The organism is Hugenholtzia roseola DSM 9546 (assembly GCF_000422585.1).
Taxonomy (GTDB): domain Bacteria; phylum Bacteroidota; class Bacteroidia; order Cytophagales; family Bernardetiaceae; genus Hugenholtzia; species Hugenholtzia roseola.
In genome coordinates this window covers 1-20,712 of sequence record NZ_AUGI01000042.1, presented here as the reverse complement: position 1 = coordinate 20,712, position 20,712 = coordinate 1, and the positions used below count along the sequence as shown (strand labels likewise).

Sequence of the window (20,712 nt, the reverse complement as noted above, 5' to 3'; positions counted from 1 at the left end):
GAATAGTTTTGTAAAAAAATCCTTCCGTCATTTGTGAGGACACAAACAACGGCGAGGGTATTATTTTTTTGCATAAATGCAAAAAAATGATTTGGTTTTCGAACCCTCCCCTATGGGGGGAGGGCAGGGTGGGGGTTCAGGCGGTTTGCACAAAGCACAAAACCCCGTTTCCTACAAAAAAACTTTGCTTATTTCTATGCCTATTCCTCTTCTTCGGGTACAATAACGGTCAGGCTTTTCATTTGCGAAGCCGAAAAAACGCCAATTACATTCTTTCCCTTCACATTTGAGCGCGGATTGACAGGGGGAGGACTGAAAAGACCGCCATCGCTAAAAGCCAAAGTAATGAGGTCGTTGTAATAATTATAGACTTCTTCTGAAATAGAATACTGCTCTAATCTGACTGTATCGGCGGGTTCGAATTTGTAACCTAAGTCGATGCCGTTGATTTCTTCTTGTATGCCTTCGTCGCTTGCCACAATAATATCGCCTGCATTTTCATACAAAAGGGTATCATTGACAAAGACGCGCCAGCGATACCAGTCTTGCGTTTGTTGTGGCTCTTTGGCGTAGAAATAGAGATAATAGCCATCTTCTTTGAAAGGCTCATCTTCGTCGTAGCGCACGACGACAGAATCTATATCCGTAACGGGCAAAAGGGTAGAAGTGGCTTGGGCTTCATAGTCTTGCCACTGGATAGCAAGTGAGTAGGTATTGCCTACCTGCCCCTTAAAATTGGGATTTTGGGGGATATAAAGTCCCTTGTTTTGTGGGTCTTCTACAAAAATTTCTACATTGCCTTCTGTGTCGGAAACTTTCACTTCTGCACCCGAAACGCGGTGTTCGCCAGAGGCATCGAAGTAGTCGAGCGTGCGGCTTAGGCGCACATAAGACCGCCCTTCGGTATCTAAAACTTCGGCATCTACTACTAAGGCAGTGGAGGCTTGCTTATCCAAATCCAAATCGATGACCTCTTCACAAGAAGAAAATCCGACGAGCAAGAGCAAGGCTGCCCAAGAAAGACGCGAGAGGCGCGAGAGGCGCGAAAAAATGCTATTTTGTTTCATATTTTTGAGTGGGCTTGATATAATTTGAAGAGATGTGTTTTTTTCGGTTCGAACCCCCAAAAAGTTCAGAAATTTTCAAGAATATTCAAAAATATTCAAGAATTTTTAATAATATTCAAAAAATCTTAGAGCTTTTGAGGGGGATTTTTGGGTCAGATGCGGCTTCTATTTTTATTTTTTGGCAGGTACGATTTTGAAATTATACGTAACCGAAGGAATGATACCAAAAAGAGTCGTCTTGACGGCTTCGGTCTTACCCGAATTGGTAGGATTGCCGTTTCCGTCTTGTTCGGGGCGGAAATAGATGGTAAAGGCGTTTTTGCGGTTGTAGAAATTATAGAGTGAGAAGTTCCACGAACCCGACCACCAACGCTGTTTTTTATTTTTGCCATCAATGGTAAGCGAAATATCGGCTCTGTGATAGGCAGGCAGGCGATAGGCGTTGCGCTTGCCTTCTTCGTAATAGGGGATAAGTTCGTCGCCTACCAAATAACGCCCTACGGGGTAGGTTACGGCTGCGCCTGTGTTATAGACAAAGTTTCCTGCCAGCGTAACTCTGTCATTGAATTGGTGCGAAACTACGATGGCTAAGTTGTGCGGACGGTCGTAACGCGGCGAGTAGGCGATACCTGCATTGATGCCATCTATCTGACGCTGCACTTTTGAGTAGGTATAGCTCACCCAGCCTGTGGTCTTGCCCATGTTTTTGCGCAAAAGAAACTCTGCCCCATACGCCCAAGCCCTTCCTGCGGCTAAGGCTTCCTCGATGTTGTTGTTTAGGAAAAGGTCTGCACCGTCTAAGACATCAATTTGATTGCGCATATCCTTGTAATAGGCTTCTACTGAAAGTTCGTATTCGTTTTCTTTTAGGTTTCTAAAATAACCCAAAGCGATTTGGTCGCCAATTTGAGGGGGAATGTAGGTATTCGAGCCTATCCAGCGGTCGAAGGGCAGGCTTGCCGTATTGGTAGAAACGGTCTGAATGTATTGGCGCGTGCGGTTGTAAGCCCCTTTGATAGAGCTGTTTTTGTCCAATTTATAGCGGAAAGAAAGGCGCGGTTCTAAGCCGCCGTAAAAGCTATATGGCTCAAATTTTTTGTAGTGAATGGTGTCGGTAATGGTTCTATCCGAGCGCGGCTTGCCTTCTTCATAGACAAATTCGCGTGTCGCGCCCAAATTTTGAAACATAGAGTAGCGCAAGCCATACTGTATCATCAGGCGGTCTGAAATTTTTTGTTCGTTGCCGATATAAAGGGCTGTTTCTAAGGCGTACTTTTCATCTAAGGCAAACTTTTGGAAAATAGAAGTTTCGTCTTGTGGCGTGATACTCACAGGGGTAAAGCGGTGATAGACGTTTTGCATGCCAAAGACGAGGGTATTTTTCGGATTTAAGAAATAATCAAAATCAAATTTGATTTCCATATCCTGCAAGCCCGATTTCCAAGTGAAGTTCTGTACGCCCTGCCCTACATCGAAGCCGTAGTCGAAGCTGCTATAAATCAGGGTCGTATTTAAAAATAGTTTTTGGTTGAAGATATGATTCCAACGCAGCGTGCCTGTGTTGTTGCCCCAGCTCAAACCAAAATTTTCACCAAAGCCAAACACATCTCTACCAAAATAACCCGAAAGGAAGATGCGGTTTTTGTCGTCAATTTTCAAATTTACTTTCGCATTGAAATCATAAAAATAAAGGCGATTTTGGCGAAGGTCTGCATCAGGCGAAAGTTTTAAGAACATATCTGCATAGGTGCGTCTGCCCGAAAGCATAAAAGAGGCTTTGTCGCCGATAGGACTTTCTACCGTTAGGCGGCTCGAAATGCTGCCAATGCCGCCCGAAGCCATAAAGTTTTGGTCGCTGCCATTTTTCATGCGTACATCGATGATAGAGGACAGTCTGCCGCCGTATTGCGTTGGGATACCTGCCTTGTAGAGTTGTACGTCGCGCACTGCGTCAGGATTGAAGACCGAAAAGAAACCCAAGAGATGCGAACCATTATAGACAGGGGCATCATCTAAAAGAATGAGGTTTTGGTCGTTTGCGCCTCCGCGTACAAAAAGCCCTGCTGTGCCTTCGCCTGCATTCTGCACTCCCGGCAAAAGGGTGATGGTGCGCATGACATCAACTTCGCCAAAAACGGCGGGCAGTTTTTTTACCTGCGCCATATCGAGCGTATTTTTCGAAATCTGCACCGATTCTACATTTTCGTTTAGCTCTTTATCCGTAATGACAACTTCACTAAGGGCTGCCGCAGATTCGCCCAAGCGGATACTAACAGTCTGATTTTGAGTGAGATTGATTTTTTCTTCCTGCGTTTCATAGCCCAAGAATTGGTACAAAATCGTATATTCGCCCGCAGGCAGGGTCAGCGAAAAGAAGCCGTATTCGTTCGTTACTGCACCCACGCCCGATAGTTCCTTTACTAAGACGGTTGCCCCGATAATTTCCTCGCCGTTGGAATTGTCTTTGATACTACCGCTCAAAGTGTAGCGTTTTTCTTGTGCCGAAAGCGGATTTAGACACAAGAAACAACAAGCGACAAGGGCAAGCAAGAAAGACCCTAAAAAAGACTTACCTAAAAAAGACTCACTTGAAAAAGACTCTTTCGTGAAAAAAGAAGAAGATGAGCCAAAAGAAGCCCGCCGCCCCGATTTTGCCTCAATGAAGGCAGGGCGCAATTTTGAGTAAAATCGCATAGAAGAAGTGGAAATTGAGAATGGAAAAGAAGGAAACAAGACAAAAAGCATCGCCTTTTATGATTTTGCGCCCCAAATGGCTTTCACCTCCAAGAGGATTTTCCCGAACCTTTTTAGGGAAAGCGTCTTTTGTGGCTTTTTGTTTTTTGCGTGTTGCGCATTGCCCTTTGTCATAAAAAAAGAAAGGCGCGTATTGTTTGGTAGTGGTGGATAATTTCTCGCTTTTGAAAGTCTTTCTATCGTTGCAACACACTCATGACGCAAGACGCAATTTATGCCCCTATTAGTTGCAGTCTTTTTTTTTATCTTACAGTTGCGATAAGAATAGCTCTTTTTAACATTTTGATTTGTTTTGCCTATTTTATTCCTACTTTTTTGAAAAAGTAGAAATAAAATAGGGTCTTACGTCTTAAAAACAATATAAAATTTTTGGCTGCTCTCGCTTTTTTTCTAAAAATATACCGCCAACGCCAAATCGCTACTCAATCGGACTTCTAAGCACAAGGCGCACGCGCTGCACCTCTGTCTGCCCTTCTCTTCGAAAAGAAACCCAAATTTTTGTGCCTGCTCTTTTGCGAAAAAAAAGTTGAATTTCGCCCAAGCTATATTCTGAAACAGGCGTGCCATTGATAGAAACTAATTGGTCTTGTGCCTTCAAACCTGCCAAATCCGCAGGCGAATCGCGCTCCACCTGTCCCACTAAAAAATAGGGAAAATCGGGCATCGGCGCGACAATTTCCAAGCCTGCACGGTTGTAATAAATCGGGTCTTTTAAATAGCGATTGGGTTTTAAGTATAATTTTTGATTTGGATAGTCTATTATTACCTCAAAACGCCTTAAAATCTCACCCCCAATACTACCCTGCCTGCCGTCTTTTTGGGGGGCAGCGTTCAAAGAAAGCGAGTCGGGGAAGGTAGTCAGTAGGCTTGTAAAGGCTTGCTTGCCTACGCCCAAGCCTTCAATTTTTCCAACTGCACCGAAAATATCGCCATTAAAACCCTTTCCTATGTAAGTGGGGGCTGTTTCGGCAGGCAATTTAATTAAATCATTGTAGTAGGCATCTAACCAAAGGGCATGACTGCCCCCTGTATCTACCAAGACCTTTATCGGACGCTTTACTTTTTGTTTTGAAAGCGAATCATATAAAAAATAGTCGAGCTTGATATAGGGCTTCTTGTTTTGTAGCTCCAAATCAAAAACTTGTGTCTTGCGCTTTATTTTGGGCGTATATTTTTCGGGGTGGTAAAAAGTGAGCAGTTTGGTATGATAGTCGATTTTAATGATGAAATTTTTAAAAAAATCATAACCCATAATGCCTTGTATCTTTTTTCCAAAACGCGAAGAAAGCTGAAAAGCGTCGTCTAAAAGCACCAAAAAGGGCTGTGTTTGACTTTCCAAATCGTTGTTTTCGCCCATTTGGATAAGGTTCGCTTGGGTTGTATAAGCCCAAAGCCCCTCGCCCTGCCCTAAGCCGCTGATTTTTACTTTTTCGGCGCGATTGAATTGTAACACTTGGTCGGGGAAAATTTCGCTAATGACGGCATCACGCAGTCCGCTATTGATGATAAAATAGCTGCTTTCGGAAGCGTCATTTATCCGAATCGGAACTAAAATGAGGTTGTTGATAAGTTCAAATTTGATGGAAAAGGCAAATCTGCCTTCGCGCTTGAAAAAAAGTCCTTCATAACTTGGCTGCTTTTGGTCTTCTTGCGCCCAAAGGTCTTTTACAAGCCCAAAACTGATGATAAAGAAGGAAATGATTACATAAAATTTGAAAAAAAATGCGGAAAATTGTGTCATCTTCGAGGGGTGAAAAAGGGTAAAGAGTTGGCAACTTATTCGCAGGTGGATATGCAGTGGCAAGTCATTGCTCGAAGATACGCATTTTAACGATACGAATTTTAGCGATATAAATTTTGGGCAATAAAAAAACCTACGCCTTCTTTTTCAAGAAAGCATAGGTTCGGCATCTTTTCTACAAAAAACACTAATCGCGTCTTCCAAAAAGCATAAACGCATAGTAAAGCAAAGTAGCCAAAGAGCCTAAGGCGGCGACTACATAAGTCATGGCTGCCCAAAACAAGGCACTTTTTGCCATGCCGTATTCTTGCGAATTGACAATGCCGCGACTTTCTATCCACTTCAAAGCACGCGCCGAAGCGTCAAATTCCACAGGTAGGGTAATAAAACTAAAAAGCGTCGTGAGCGAAAAGAGAATGACACCTATCAAAAGTACAAGTTTGATTCCACTAAAATACAACAACGCCACACCTGCCATCAAAACAAAGGGCAAAAAGGTATTAGAAATGTTCAAAATTGGCACCATTGCCGAACGGAACGAAAGAAAACTATACGCCTTTGCGTGCTGAACGGCATGCCCACACTCATGCGCTGCTACCGCCACTGCCGCCGCATTCCTGCCGTAATAAACGGCTTCGCTCAAATTGACCATGCGCTCTGTTGGGTGATAATGGTCGGTTAGTTCGCCCGAAACACAAGCCACACGCACGCCCGAAATGCCATGCTCGGCAAGCATGCGCTCGGCAACTTCGGCACCGCTCATGCCATTTTGTAGCGGAATTTGAGCGTATTTTTTAAACTTGCTTTTTAATATTTGTTGAATTACAAAACTTGCCAAAAATACAAGCCCTGCAATTAAATAATAACTCATCATGGTTTTGAAGTTTTATGAAAATAAACTGCTTTTTAAAACAAAATAAAGATAGCACTATGACATCTTGGCAATTATTCCCGTAGTAGAAAAGCCTTCCACTAAGGGAATGGTCTGGACAATGCCTCCATTTTCCGATACGAAATCCGCGCCTACTATGTTTTCTGGTTCGTAATCGCCGCCCTTGACCAATACATCTGGGCGCAAAGCCTCTATCAAAGCCAAAGGCGTGTCTTGCTCGAAAAGCACGACAGCATCTACAAAAGCCAAAGATGCTAATAGGCGCAAACGTGCATATTCTGGGTTTAAAGGGCGTTTTTCGCCTTTTAGCCGCTTGATAGAATTATCAGAATTCAGACCAACGATAAGTTTTGTACCCAAAAGTGACGCTTTTTCCAAATAATCTACGTGTCCTAAGTGTAGAATGTCAAAACAGCCGTTTGTGAAAACGACTTCGTTGCCTTGATTGCGCCAAGTTTCTGTCAATTTGGCAGCTTCGGAAAGGGACGCGCATATTTTATCGGCACACATTTTTTTTTCGGTCAGATGCCTCATACAAAATAGGGGATTGAAAGTTGAAGGGAACGACAAGCGAAGTTAAGAAATTTAGCGCAAACCCTCACCTTTTTTAGGATACAGTCTCCTTTTTTCATATCTTTACCCAACCACACTCAACTACTTAGTTTTATGAACGTTTATAGAAGTCATTTTAAAGACATAAATTTTGACCCCGAAACAAAACTTATCGAGGTTATCTGGTCGCCTGAAAGTGCTGACTTAGACGAAGAAAGCTATAAAAATGACCTTTTAGCCTATCGAAAGGCTGCTCTTGAAAACCGTCCTACCTATGTTTTGGGCGATATGCGAGAGATGCGCTACGTAGTTTCACCCGAACTGCAAGATTGGGTCAATGAGGAAATTTTGCCTGCTGTTTTCGGTATGGGTACGATAGAAAGGGTTGCTTTTGTTGTGAGTGCCGACCTTATCGCCCAACTTGCCACCGAGCAAATCATGGAAGAAAGCACAGGTGCGAATTTCAATAGCCGTTATTTCGAAACGCGCGAGGAAGCCATAGCGTGGCTGCTACAATAGTTTCGAGATTGCCCTTTGCGTTTTGTAGAGGGCAATTTGTGATTTTTTAAATACAAAAATATAACTACTTTTTTGAAATTTACGACTAAAATTGTATCGGACAACGAATACTTTGGTAGCCTTTCTTTTTTCTAAAATCATAAGGGGGGCAAAAAGCGAGGGTCAGTTCGTAGGTGCTACCGCGATTGACTACGCCGCCGATATTTTGTTCGTAAGCAAAACCGATTTGCCATTGTTCATATTTCCAACCCAAAATAAGGGCGATATTGTGCGAAGGCAGGGTAGGCAAAAAGAAGCCGCGATAGCCCAGTCCGCCCAAAAACTGTTGGATTTGAAACGTATTTTGGAGGTCTAATTTGTGAAAAGAACGCTGCCTTTCATAAAGAAGCGCAGGGAGGTAGTGCGTCTGGTAGGCTATTTCCAATTTCGCGCCCCCATGGAGGGCGTAGCGAATGGGCGTTTGCCTATTTTTCAGCCCTAAATTTTGCGTTTGCTCTACTTCGTTCCATTGCAATTCTAAAAGAGAAAAAAGAGCCGTTCCTACCCAAAATTTTTCGGTATAGAGCGCACCTGCGGCGTGTAGTCGGACTTGGTGCTGCCTTTGTGTAAGGGCTTGCAGGGGGTCTTGCGTTGGATTGCCTGAAAGGATTGCATCTTCAAAAAGTAGGTTTGCGCCTCTTGAAAAAGTGTAGGAAGGGGAAAGTGCCGCCGCTATCATTACCTTACGCGACACCTGAAAATGGTAGGCATAGGTAGGGCTAAGGCTAAGTTGCGAACCTAACTGATGGCTGACCTGTTTGAGAAGAAGCCCCAAGCCCCCTTTGTTTTCGCCTAAGTTCAATTCGGCACTTGCCAAAGTGGTCTGATAGCCATTTCTACCGACTTCGAGCCACTGCGCTCTGTGTGCAATTCCGAAGCGATAGTAGGGGACAATACCCGTAAAGGCAGGGTTGAGGTGCGAAGGAAGGGCATAAAATTGGGTCAGTTGGCTCTCTTGTGCAGAAAGCGGAAGGCTGAAAAAGAAAAGAAAGGGCAGCAGAAAAACGACAAAAGAGAGCAGTTTTTTTATCATCATAAAGTTGGTAGGCAAATAGTCTAAATCCCTTTTTGAGTAGGAATTTCAAAAAAAAGTCGCATACTTGATTTGGCAAAGGCGTAGAAACGAAAACTTTGGTGGCAGGTAGAAAGAGCAGCAGCGAGAGAAGCGACGCTTTTTGTCTATCGCCACAACAAAAATACGCAAAAAACGCTACTTTTGTGGCGGCGAAAGGTTTTTGGGGCTTTTCTCTTTCAAAAATAATAAATAACAAATCATATTTTTTAAAGCGATATTATGTTTGCTGGAAACTTTAAAATTGGCGTTTTAGGTGGGGGGCAACTTGGGAAGATGCTGCTCCAACAGGCTGCCAATTACAACCTCTCTATCAAAATTTTAGACCCTGATGCGGCTGCGCCTTGCAAAGATTTGGCGCGTGAATTTGTGCAGGGTAGCCTGCAAGATTACGAAACCGTCTTAGCTTTTGGTGCTGATTGTCAGGTGGTTACGATAGAAATTGAAAGCGTCAATACGGAAGCCTTAGCGGAATTAGAAAGACGTGGGGTGCAGGTTTTTCCACAGCCTGCTCAAATTGCCCTGATTCAAGACAAGCGTTTGCAGAAGACCTTTTACGAGCAGCACCAGATTCCGACAGCTCCCTTTGTGCTGATTGACAATAAAGCACATTTGTTAGACTTTTTAGAAAAAAATCCAAATCATTTTCCTTGTGTCCAAAAACTTGGAAAAGACGGCTACGACGGCAGGGGGGTGCAAATTTTAAACCACTTAGCAGAGGCACGTGAAAAGGGGTTCGACGCGCCTTCTCTTTTGGAAGCCAAAGCCGACATCAAGACCGAAATTGCGGTGATGGTAGCACGCAACCCGAAGGGCGAAACGGCGGTTTTTCCTGCCGTAGAAATGGTCTTCGACCCGATTCACAACTTAGTGGATTATCTGCTTGCGCCTGCCCAAATTGAAGCCCAACTCGAAACAAAGGCACGCGAATTGGCGCAAAAAGTAGCCGACCGATTGGGTATCATTGGGGTCTTGGCAGTGGAAATGTTTATGACGAAAGATAACCAAATTTGGGTCAATGAAGTAGCTCCGCGCCCACACAATAGCGGACATGCAACGATAGAAGGCAATTTTACCTCTCAATACGAACAACACCTTCGCACCCTGCTAAATCTCCCTTTGGGCGATACTGCCTTGCGCTCCCCTTCGGCAATGGTCAATCTTTTGGGGGCAGAAGGGCATCAAGGTAAGGCGCATTACGAAGGCATGGCTCAAATTTTGGCACAAAAGGGCTTCTATGTTCACCTTTACGGAAAGGCACAGACACGCCCTTGGCGCAAGATGGGACACGTAACCATTTTGGCAGAAGAGGCGGCAGAGCTTGCCCAAAAGGTGGCGTTTGTCAAACAGCACTTGCGCGTAGTGGCACAGGAATAGGAACTTTTGCGCCTATGATGAAGTTGGGAATGGTATCATTTTTTACACAGTAAGCCTACACAGTAAGCCTACACAATAAGACTACACAGTAAGAAAGGACACCTCAAAATCGCGCCCCCATTTTCTGATAGCTCGTTGCGCCCTTCAAAGGATTTTGGGTGCGAAAAATTACTCGATTGAAAAGCAGTATTTTCCCTTTTTTTTGTATTTTTGGGAAAGTAGGCAAAAAAATGCCTTCACAAAGGGGCTTTCAGCGCGAAAAGCCCTTCAATAGACCTCAAAAGCCTTTAAACAGCCTTTTAATATGGATAAAAATGATGCTTTGCCACCCGAATCTTCTGCCTCCAAATCGGACAAAAACGAAAAAAAGGAGCTTATTGCACGTGAAGATTTCATAAAGGCGACCAAATTACACAAGTTTAGGATGGAAATGGTAGCGGATATGTTGATGAATTTCATGAAACTTTCCAACGCCAACGACCTTTACGACCAATTATACGACAACAAAGGCTACGATTTTATTCAGGCTTTTTTCGAAACCTTGCAAATTAGGGGTATCGTATCCGAAGAAGACCTCAAAAGGATTCCCAAGACGGGGGGCTTTGTTGTGGTTTCGAATCACCCCTTTGGCGCGATTGATGGGCTTATGATGGTCTTGATTTTGGCAAAAGTTCGCCCTGATTTGCGTGTGATGGCAAATTTTTTACTCTCACGCATAGAGCCGATTGCCGATTATTTTATCTCCGTCAATCCGCTCGAAACGCACCAGCAGGTGCAGTCGAGTGTAGGGGGTATGAAGGCTGCCTTGCTGCATTTGCGCGAAGGCAAGCCTTTGGGCATCTTCCCCGCAGGCGAGGTTTCGAGCTATCAGCCTGATTCAAAGACGGTTAGCGATAGGGAGTGGCAAGTTTCGGCTATCAAACTTATCAAAAAAGCAGGCGTGCCTGTTGTGCCGATGTACTTTCAGGGCAGCAATAGCCGTATTTTTCACCTCTTGGGCAAAATTCACCCCTTGTTGCGGACGGCAAGCCTTTCGCGCGAAATGTTTGCTAAAAAAGGCGAAGAAGTGCGCGTGCGCATCGGACACCCGATTTCGGTAAAAGACATTGCCGTTTTTGAAGATGTCCATCGCTTAGGGCGTTTTTTGCGTGCCAAATCTTATGCCTTGGGGTCTGCCTTAGAAGTCAAGCGTTTCTACCTGCCTTCTTTTCGCTTTCCTACCAAACCAGAGTCGATTGCACCGCAACTCCCTTTGGAAACCTTAGTGTCTGAAATTGAAGGACTTAGAGAAAAAAACTTGCTCTTTACCCAACAAAACTACGAGGTCTTTATTGCCACTTCCGAAGAAATTCCGAACATCTTACACGAATTGGGCAGATTGCGCGAACTCACTTTCCGAGAAGTGGGCGAGGGGACAAACAAAGGCGAGGATTTAGATGAGTATGATTTGTATTACCACCACCTTTTTATTTGGGATAAGGAGGCGAAGTCTATCGTAGGCGCGTATCGAATGGGCAAAGGCGATTTTATCCTAAACCGCTACGGAAAAAAGGGTTTTTATTTAAGTACGCTTTTTAAAATGAAAGGCGAACTGCTCAATCGCCTGCCACAGAGCATCGAGCTGGGGCGTTCCTTTATTTTGAAGGAGTATCAGCAAAAAAGGCTGCCACTTTTTTTACTTTGGCGTGGTATTTTATTCTTTTTATTGCACAATAAAGAGTACCGTTATTTGATTGGTCCCGTTAGCATTAGCAATGCCTACTCGAAGGTTTCGCGCAGTCTTATCGTGCATTTTATCCAACAACATTATTTCGACTATGATTTGGCAGCACAAGTAAAGCCGCGAAAAAGGTTCAAACCCGACTTCAACAACCTCGACATGGAGGGCTTGCAGGAGGTAATGAGCGACCTTTCCAAACTCGATAAAATCCTTTCCGACATCGAGCCTTTGGGCTTTACTGTTCCGATTTTACTAAAAAAATATATCCAACAAAATGCCAAAATTATAGCCTTCAACGTCGACCCTAAGTTTAATGATGCCTTAGACGGACTCATGATTTTGGACGTAAATGAAGTGCCTGCCAGCACGATTGACAATTTGAAAAAGGAAATGGACTTGTAGTTTATTTTAATTTTTGCTTCAATTCAAATAGGGGCAATGCAAGGGCTTGTCCCTATTTGAAAAGGCTATTTCTTTTGCGCACCCAAAAAGGCGGCGAAGGTTTTAAGCCTTTTTTGTATCTTTTTAGCATAAATTTCCGTTTTCGCTTTGTAGTTTGCTCAAAAAGACTTATCTTCAATTCACAATTAAGCCATAGCGTGTGAAAGTATGCCTTCGGGCAATTTTACGCGCATTTTTCTACTAATCCCTACCTAAAAAAATACTGCCTTGAAGCTGTTTTACACCATCAAGTCAAAACTTGTGTTTGTTTTTGTTTTATTTTTTATTACAACAAGCAGCCTTATCGGAACAATTTGGTGGTATGATTATCGTATGCAGCACATCGAAACGCTGACGGGAGTCATCACGCACGTAGAACTCAACCTGAAACAGACCGACAAGGTAGAAAAGGATTTTTTCAGTGCCGAAGCCATCAATCCGCGTTTTTATCAGACTGGGCAGAGCCTGTATATAGACAAACACGCTCAACTTTTGCGCAAAATTGCCGAAGAATTGGACACTCTACGCAAGAGTGATTTTTTCCTGCGCCTCGATGGAGAATCGCATCATATAGATAGCCTACAAAAAGCCTTGTCTTTATATGATTCTACTTTCCAACTTTTAGTTAGAAAAATACACCAACGGGGCTTCAAAGAGTCGGGGCTGGAAGGGCAGATGCGCAAGCAGGTTCATGCCTTAGAAAATAGCTTGGAATTGAGTCCGATTTTGCCTATTTTGTTGATGGCGCGTCGGAATGAAAAGGATTTTATCTTGCGCAAAGAAATTCATTATGCCGAAAATGTGTATCGCTATGTGGCACAGGTGCGAAGGTATATCAATGAAAATATCAAAAATGAAACTGATAGGGCAAGACTTTTTGAGGCATTGAACCAATACGAACAGTTTTTTGTAGCCCTAACGGACATAGAGCGCGAAATGGGCTATGATAATAGCTTGGGAATTAGAGGAAAGTTGGAAAAGATGTCGCGCCAAATTGAGCAGAAAGCCGAAATGATGAATAGCCAAATTCATAAAAAAGCCAATCAGATTCGCAGCCAAATCAAAATGGTTTTACTATTAGTTGTCTTTTTTGGATTAACTATCAATGTCGTTTTGGGCTATTTTATCATACAAAAATTGGGCGAACCCTTGCAGCGCATCTCTGCCTCGATACACCAAATTGTGGCGGAAGATTTTGAAGACCATGTGCAGGTGGCGATTGTAAAAAGTCGAGATGAGATTGGGGAATTGGCAAAAGATTTGAATTATATGGTTGCCAATGTGCGCTTGCGTAGGAAGGAGATTTTAGAAAAAAACGCCGAATTGGAGCAGCAGAAAGAGGAAATTTTAGCCCAACAAGAACTTTTAGAGGCGCATAATGCCGATTTGGAGCAGCAAAAAGAAGAAATCCTGACCCAGCACGAACTTTTAGAACAGCAAACGCGCGAGGTGCAGGAAAAAAATGCCGAATTGGAGCAACAAAAAGAGGAAATTTTGGCACAGCACGAACTTTTGGAGCAGCACAACAGAGAAGTGCAGGAAAAAAACGCCGAATTGGAGCAACTCACCGAAGAAATTGGAGCGCAGCGCGATTTGCTTTCCGAGCAGTTTAGTTTGATAGAAAATAAAAATGAAGAATTAGAAGAACAGAAAAAAGTAGTACAAGTAAAAAATAGAAACATTACGGCAAGTATTCAATATGCCAAGCGCATACAAGAAGCTATGCTGCCTTCGCCTCAAAGCCTGCAAAAAATCTTGCCCCAGTCGTTTGTCTTTTTCAAACCGCGCGACATTGTCAGTGGCGATTTCTACTTTTTTATAGAGCAGCAGGGGAAAATCTTTTTAGCCGTAGCCGACTGCACAGGGCATGGCGTACCCGGTGCTTTTATGAGTGTTATTGGTACAAATTTGTTGATACAAACGATTCAATGGCGCAACATTTTGGAAGCGGATAAGATTTTGGAAGAGCTACACAAGGGCATGGTAGAATTTTTGAAACAATACGATACCGACAACCGCGACGGCATGGACATCGCCCTTTGTGTCATAGACCCCAAAAACAAAGACCTTTGTTTTGCAGGCGCGAAACGTCCCTTGCTCTACATACAAGACAACGAACTTTATCACATCAGGGGCAACAAAATCAGTATCGGCGGCATCAACCATCGAGTAGAGCATCAATACGACGCTTTTCATATTTCTTATGAAAAACCAACACAGTTTTACATCTTTTCAGATGGCTTAGAAGACCAATTTGGCGAGGTGCAAAACAAGAAATTTTCCCTACGTAGGCTCAAAGAAATTGTCCATCTGCACCAGCATCTGGAAATGAGCGAGCAGGAGCGCACCATCTCCCATGCCTTTCACCATTGGCTTGGCAAAGAGCGTCAGATTGATGACGTGCTTATGATGGGCTTTTTGCTACAATAAATAAAAATTTGGCTCAAACCCTAAGGGTCTTCAAGACCCTTAGGGTTTGAGCCTTGCTTCGGATAAGACCATGTCTTGACCCTATCTTGTGTGGTCTTGTGTTTATTTTCGCATTTTTCTCTCACATTTTTCTGTTGCCTTATTTTTTCTTGGGTGCAAATAATTTGCGAAAGTTGTCAAAGTTTTGCAATTTTGCAGGGAGGCGGCTTCGGTCGTTGGGGTATGAAAAGTTCTGATTTTGTATCCAAATGGCTTTATTTATCTTTTTGTTTAATTTCTTCTTTATTTGCTTACCTATTTGATAGTCTTATGTCTAAAAATGGCATTTCTGAAAAATACGAAATCGTTATCGGTTTAGAAGTACATGCGCAATTACGCACCCAAAGTAAAGCCTATTCAGGTGATAGCACCGAATTTGGAGTTGCCCCCAATAGTAATGTAAGTGTGCTTACGATTGCACACCCTGGCACTCTACCGCGTTTCAATGAGAAAGTCTTGGAGTATGCCGTAAAAATGGGAATTGCCTGTGGCAGCGAAATTACACGCTACAATGTCTTTGACCGTAAAAATTATTTCTATCCCGACCTTCCCAAAGGCTATCAAATTACACAAGACAAAACCCCCATTTGCAGAGGGGGCGCAATTAGAATTACCCTCCCTTCGGGGCAGGAAAAAGACATCGCCCTGACCCGTATTCACATGGAAGAAGATGCGGGCAAATCTTTGCACCTTGCCGAAGAACTTGATACCTTAGTAGATTTAAATAGAGCGGGCGTACCGCTTATAGAAATTGTTACCGACCCCATTCTACGAACACCCGAAGAAGCCTATTGGTATCTGACCGAAGTGCGCCGTTTGGTGCGCTATCTCGACATTTGCGATGGCAATATGGAGGAGGGTTCTATGCGTTGTGATGCCAATATTTCTGTAAGATTGAAAGGCGAAACGGCATTTAGAACGCGCGTAGAAGTTAAGAATATGAACTCTTTTCGCAACGTAGAACGGGCTATTATCTTCGAGGCAAAACGTCAGATTGAGGCTTATGAAGCAGGCGAAACCATCAAGGGCGAAACCCGTATGTTTGATGCGCCCACAGGCAGCACTTACAGCCTAAGAAACAAAGAATCTTTAAACGACTATCGTTATTTTTGCGAGCCTGATTTACAGCCTGTTATTGTTTCGGAGGAATACCTAACGGCGATAAAATCACAAATGCCTGCGCTGCCACGTGAGCTAAAAGAAAAGTTTATCAATCAGTACGGTCTTTCAGACTATGATGCCAATGTTTTAGTAGATATAAAAGAAACAGCACTTTATTTTGATGAAGTTTGTAAATCTTTATCTACGCCTGCTCAATACAAAGCGGCTGCAAATTGGCTCACTGTTCCCGTAAAATCTTATCTCAATGAGCAAGCCATTGGAATGGAAGAATTTACGCTGCCTGCCTCCAAAATTGTAGAATTGGTAAAATTGGTAGAAAGCAATCAGGTTAGTTTTTCTATTGCGGCTCAAAATCTTTTTCCTGCTTTAATTGCAGACCCTACTGCAAAGGCAGAAGAAAAGGCAAAAGAATTAGACCTTATCCAAACCAGCGATATAGATGCCATCACGCCCATTATAGACGAAATTTTAGCCGCCTACCCTGCAAAAGTAGCCGAGTATAGAGCAGGTAAAAAGGGCATTATAGGTATGTTTATGGGTGAGCTAAGACGCAAGACGCAAAATAAAGTAGACCCCAAAACAGCCAGCAGCTTGATTGAAAAGCGGTTGGAAGAGGTCTAAAAAATATGACCTTTCTCGAAAAAATATCTCCATCTCAAATCCAACTTAACCCTTTTTGATATGTATAATCAACCCATGTTGCGTCCTGATGCCTTGCAAGGCAAAACCATCTTAGTTACAGGTGGAGGCACAGGTTTAGGCAAATCCATGACGCAGTATTTTTTAGAATTGGGCGCAAATGTCATCATTTCAAGCCGAAAGTTAGACGTTTTGAGTGAAACCGCGCGAGAATTAGAAGCCCAAACAGGAGGCAAGGTCTTGGCGGTAGCCTGTGATGTGCGCAACTACGAAGAGGTAGAAACGGCGATAGCACAAGGCATTGAGCGTTTTGGTAGGATTGATGGGGTAGTTAATAATGCAGCAGGGAATTTTATTAGCCCTACTGAACGTCTTTCAAATCGCGCCTTTGATACCATCGTCGACATTGTCTTGAAGGGTAGCTACAACGTAACTTTGGCGTTGGGCAAAAAATGGATTGCGGCAGGCGAAAAAAATAAAGCCATCTTGAATATCGTAACCACTTATGCCGCCACAGGTTCGGGCTATGTTGTTCCTTCGGCGACGGCAAAAGCAGGCGTAGTAGCCCTAACACGTTCCTTAGCAGTGGAGTGGGCAAAATATGGCATCAGAAGCAACGCCGTTGCGCCCGGTCCTTTTCCTACAAAAGGAGCTTGGGAGCGTCTTCTACCCGGCGATTTACAGGAATTGTTTAATCCAGAAAAGCGCGTACCCGTAGGGCGCGTCGGTGAGCATCAAGAATTGGCAAATTTGGCGGCTTATCTGATGTCGGATTTTTCGGGTTATATCAATGGCGAGGTTATCACCATAGATGGCGGCGAAGTTTTGCAGGGCGCAGGGCAGTTTAATATGCTTTCACAGATTCCAAAAGAAATGTGGGATATGTTTGAGCAAATGACGCGCAGTGCCAAAAGCAAATAATATAGCATCACAAGCTCAATTTTATACACAACCCCAAGAATTTCTAAAATGCTTGGGGTTATTTTTTGGCTTCTTTTCTTAAAAAATCTTATTTTTACGAAAAACTGACAGAGCGGCTGTGTATTCGGTCAGATGCCAAAAATTGTCTTGCGTGGCAATACGTATCTGAAAATTTTTGTGGTTTTTTGCTATAATAAGTAGCTATCAGCAACAAAAGTATGACGTGATACTCCTACTAAAAAACTTTGTAACTTTGTGAAATATGAAGCAAAACGAAATGAAAACATTGAAAACCATAGACTTGTTTGCAGGAATTGGAGGAATACGGTTAGGATTCGAAACGTGGGGCTGTAAAAATGTTTTTACTTCGGAGTGGGACAAAGACGCTCAAACGATGTACGAGGCAAATTTTGGAGAAAAACCTTTTGGCGATATTACGGCAATAAGCCCCAATGATATACCCGACCACGATATTTTGTTGGCAGGCTTTCCTTGTCAGCCCTTTTCTATTATCGGAAATATGCAAGGTTTTGCCGATACAAGAGGAACGCTTTTTTTTAACATCGAGGAGATTTTGCGTGTGAAACAACCTTATGCTTTTTTGTTGGAAAACGTCAAACAACTTCGCTCCCACGACAACGGCAGAACCTTTCAAGTCATTTTAGAAAAGTTAAAATCGTTGGGCTATTTCTTGCATCATACTATACTCAACGCCTTAGATTTTGGCTTGCCTCAAAAAAGAGAAAGAACCGTAATTATTGGTTTTAAAGAAAATATTCGGTTTTCATTTCCCAAACCGACAGGAACATTTATTTCGCTTTCAGAAATTTTAGAACCTGAAAATCAAATTGATAAAAAATATTTTGCTTCAAAAGATATTGCGGAAAAACGCATTGAAAAATTAAAAGCAGAGCCTTTTTATCCTTCTGTTTGGCACGAAAACAAAGGTGGTAACATTTCAGTATTGCCCTTTTCTTGTGCATTAAGGGCAGGTGGTTCTTACAATTATTTGTTGGTAAATGGAAACCGAAGACTAACCGAGAGAGAAATGTTAAGATTGCAGGGTTTTCCCGAAAATTTTATCATCAATGTTAGTTATACGGCAATGCGAAAATTGACGGGCAATAGTGTAGCCGTACCCGTTTTTAGAGCCGTAGCCAAACAAATGATAGAGGCAATGCAAGATAAAAAAGTAAAAGGTTTGAAGAACAAAATTCAAAACGTACTTTGGAAAACAAACTAAAAATATTAACAAACTCTTCCTTTTTCTCAAAACAACTATCAAACTCACGACTCAATGATAAACAACTACTCACTTCCTCCACACCTGCCTGCTCCTCAATATGAATTGATTTATGAAGCGCAGGTTTCGCCCCAAGACGCATTGCGTATTTATTATCTGCCCGAAAGTAGGGTAATCATTACCCGAAGTGTGGGCTTTGTTTTTGGAGAAGAACTAAAAAAATTTCTTAATGAAATTATTATTTTTATGCAAAAAAGAAAGCTCAATAAACTCATCGTAGATTTGACTTACCGCGAGCCTTATACGGACGAAGACCAGCAATGGATAGATAATAATTGGTTTCCGCGTGCCTTAGCCGCAGGGCTTACTCACTTTGGTTATGTTGTGGCGAAGGATTTGTTTATGCAATTTTCCGCCGAAGAGATTTTGGAGCGTAGGAAAGGAAGCGTTACCCTTGCGCCTTTTGGCGAATTGGAGGCTGCCCAAAAATGGATTGCAGCGTTTTAAAAGTATAAAAAATAAAATACAAAAATGAACATCTTAGGTATCATTCCCGCGCGATACGCCTCCACGCGCTTTCCTGCAAAAATGTTGGCACAGATGGGGGATAAGTTGCTTATCGAGCGCACTTTTACGCAGGCACAAAAGGCAGAAAGTCTTACTTCGGTTTGGATTGCGACAGATGACCAACGCATCTTCGAGCCTGTGCAAAGATTTACTTCGCAGGTAGTCCTAACCCAAGATACACACCCCAGCGGAACAGATAGGTGCTTTGAAGCACTCCAAAAAATAGAAGCCCAAACACAAATAAAGTTTGATTTTGTTATCAATATTCAGGGGGACGAGCCTTTTATCGAGCCTGCCCAAATAGACCTTTTGGCGAGCCTCCTACAAACTGACACCCAAATTGCGACTATGGCAACGCCTATAAAAGACCAAGCCGATATTTTCAACCCCAATGTCGTCAAGGTAGTAAGAAAGGCAAACGGCGAGGCACTTTATTTTAGCCGCAGTCCGCTGCCTTTCGTGCGCGACAAAAGTCCGAATGAGTGGTTAGAGGCTGCTACTTTCCTCAAACATGTGGGCATTTATGCGTATCGAAGCGATATTTTGGCACAAATTACTGCACTTGCTCCGTCTTCTTTGGAAAAAAGCGAGGCTTTGGAACAGCTCCGTTGGCTCGAAAATGGCTACCGAATTGCCGTTGGCGTTTCAAATTATACCAGCATTGGCATCGATACGCCCGAAGATTTGGAAAAAGTGTGTCCGCTTTTTGAGAAATAGTCCATAGGCGATAACGTCAAATTCTAAGCAATCATTTATTTTGTAGGGACAACGCCTTGCGTTGTCCTAAATTAGATTGAAATAAAATGATGTTTTCAGATTCAAAAACAGACAAAGCCAAATTTTATTTTGTTTTCAATTTGAGAATGAGGCTCTTTATTCAGACCCAAAAAACATGCTACCTATTTATTTCATCAGCAGCATAACGAAAAAGTGCTTGCTTTGTGCAGACTTAATAGCACTTTCCTTGTCTTACGCAGAAAGCTCACAGAAAGTACAAAAGCCAAAATTATGCACAAAACAGACTGCCTTTTTTTATGAAGCATAACGTTAGACACACTATTTTACGCTGTTTCGTTACGCAGTGCCTCTATTTGTTCAACTGTTAAGCCCGTGTATTTAGCAATTTTTTCAATAGGCTCGTTATCAAGCAACATTTTCTTCGCAATCTCAAAGGCTTTACGATTTTCAATCTTGGCAACGGTTACTCTGGCAGCCTCTTTGTTTTTTGCTTTTGTTCGTTCTTCGGGGCTTAGGTTATCAAAACTTATCAACTCTACGGCTTTCCTAATACCCTCGTGTTTTGTATTCAAAACAGGTCTTTCAGGACTGTGGATAGACTGATAAATTAAGTCTAACCAGTCTCGGATTTGTTGGGGTGTATCTTTTTCGGGGTGGTTAGGATTTAGACAAACTAACTGATGTCCATACAAATCTCTTATCTCTCCTTTTAGGTTTTGAGGGTTGAGGTTCATAAGCAAAACTTCGTCTAAAATGGGCTTGCCATTTTTTTCGCTAATAGTGTAAGGTGCAGTCAAAATCACTATCATATAAACGGTTTGGTCTATATTGTACTCTTT

General features: G+C 42.7%; 16 protein-coding genes. 9 read left to right on the top strand and 7 right to left on the bottom strand.

Annotation, left to right across the window (positions count from 1 at the left end):
- Positions 1–200: 200 nt before the first annotated feature.
- From G500_RS0104760 to rfaE2, 5 genes are all read right to left on the bottom strand, one after another.
- Entirely contained in the window at positions 201–1,067 is an 867-nt protein-coding gene (locus G500_RS0104760) for a DUF4249 domain-containing protein (RefSeq protein ID WP_027001755.1), read from the bottom strand.
- Positions 1,068–1,238: 171 nt separating this feature from the next.
- The gene (locus G500_RS22345) at positions 1,239–3,761 is read right to left on the bottom strand and encodes a TonB-dependent receptor (RefSeq protein ID WP_086047814.1); all 2,523 of its coding nucleotides are present in this window, start codon (positions 3,759–3,761) and stop codon (positions 1,239–1,241) included.
- A 478-nt stretch (positions 3,762–4,239) separates the two neighbouring features.
- Complete coding sequence (locus tag G500_RS0104735; protein WP_027001753.1) at positions 4,240–5,562, bottom strand: PDZ domain-containing protein; 1,323 nt, start codon at positions 5,560–5,562, stop codon at positions 4,240–4,242.
- 187 nt (positions 5,563–5,749) lie between these two features.
- Positions 5,750–6,436: a zinc metallopeptidase gene (locus tag G500_RS0104730; protein WP_211220138.1), complete on the bottom strand. Its 687-nt coding sequence runs from the start codon at positions 6,434–6,436 to the stop codon at positions 5,750–5,752.
- Positions 6,437–6,490: 54 nt separating this feature from the next.
- Positions 6,491–6,988 carry a D-glycero-beta-D-manno-heptose 1-phosphate adenylyltransferase gene (gene rfaE2 / locus G500_RS0104725; protein WP_425402038.1) on the bottom strand — a complete coding sequence of 166 codons (498 nt, stop codon included), beginning with the start codon at positions 6,986–6,988 and terminating at the stop codon, positions 6,491–6,493.
- Positions 6,989–7,120: 132 nt separating this feature from the next.
- Between rfaE2 and G500_RS0104720 the strand changes: the two genes are divergently transcribed.
- Positions 7,121–7,525 (top strand): STAS/SEC14 domain-containing protein, encoded by a 405-nt coding sequence (locus G500_RS0104720; protein WP_027001750.1) that lies wholly within the window; start codon positions 7,121–7,123, stop codon positions 7,523–7,525.
- A gap of 85 nt (positions 7,526–7,610) precedes the next feature.
- Here G500_RS0104720 and G500_RS0104715 read toward each other — a convergent pair whose 3' ends face one another.
- Positions 7,611–8,600 carry a PorP/SprF family type IX secretion system membrane protein gene (locus G500_RS0104715; RefSeq protein ID WP_086047812.1) on the bottom strand — a complete coding sequence of 330 codons (990 nt, stop codon included), beginning with the start codon at positions 8,598–8,600 and terminating at the stop codon, positions 7,611–7,613.
- Positions 8,601–8,858: 258 nt separating this feature from the next.
- Here G500_RS0104715 and G500_RS0104710 point away from each other — a divergent pair, with 258 nt between their 5' ends.
- The 8 genes from G500_RS0104710 to kdsB all read left to right on the top strand — a co-directional run bounded on the left by G500_RS0104710 (position 8,859) and on the right by kdsB (position 19,852).
- Entirely contained in the window at positions 8,859–10,013 is a 1,155-nt protein-coding gene (locus tag G500_RS0104710; protein WP_027001748.1) for a 5-(carboxyamino)imidazole ribonucleotide synthase, read from the top strand.
- A 304-nt stretch (positions 10,014–10,317) separates the two neighbouring features.
- Complete coding sequence (locus G500_RS0104700; protein ID WP_086047811.1) at positions 10,318–12,135, top strand: bifunctional lysophospholipid acyltransferase family protein/GNAT family N-acetyltransferase; 1,818 nt, start codon at positions 10,318–10,320, stop codon at positions 12,133–12,135.
- 267 nt (positions 12,136–12,402) lie between these two features.
- Entirely contained in the window at positions 12,403–14,604 is a 2,202-nt protein-coding gene (locus G500_RS0104690; protein WP_154657018.1) for a SpoIIE family protein phosphatase, read from the top strand.
- A gap of 309 nt (positions 14,605–14,913) precedes the next feature.
- A complete protein-coding gene (gene gatB, locus G500_RS0104685) occupies positions 14,914–16,386 on the top strand; it encodes an Asp-tRNA(Asn)/Glu-tRNA(Gln) amidotransferase subunit GatB (protein WP_027001745.1) in 1,473 nt (490 codons plus the stop codon).
- Between the two features lie 60 nt (positions 16,387–16,446).
- Entirely contained in the window at positions 16,447–17,325 is an 879-nt protein-coding gene (locus tag G500_RS0104680; protein ID WP_035756331.1) for an SDR family oxidoreductase, read from the top strand.
- Between the two features lie 277 nt (positions 17,326–17,602).
- The gene (locus G500_RS0104675) at positions 17,603–18,568 is read left to right on the top strand and encodes a DNA cytosine methyltransferase (protein WP_027001743.1); all 966 of its coding nucleotides are present in this window, start codon (positions 17,603–17,605) and stop codon (positions 18,566–18,568) included.
- 54 nt (positions 18,569–18,622) lie between these two features.
- Complete coding sequence (locus G500_RS0104670; RefSeq protein ID WP_027001742.1) at positions 18,623–19,075, top strand: hypothetical protein; 453 nt, start codon at positions 18,623–18,625, stop codon at positions 19,073–19,075.
- Positions 19,076–19,099: 24 nt separating this feature from the next.
- Positions 19,100–19,852 carry a 3-deoxy-manno-octulosonate cytidylyltransferase gene (gene kdsB, locus G500_RS0104665; RefSeq protein WP_027001741.1) on the top strand — a complete coding sequence of 251 codons (753 nt, stop codon included), beginning with the start codon at positions 19,100–19,102 and terminating at the stop codon, positions 19,850–19,852.
- A gap of 344 nt (positions 19,853–20,196) precedes the next feature.
- Here the strand turns inward: kdsB and G500_RS26245 are convergent.
- A partial coding sequence (locus G500_RS26245; RefSeq protein WP_211220137.1) for a hypothetical protein occupies positions 20,197–20,712 on the bottom strand: 516 nt, incomplete at its 5' end.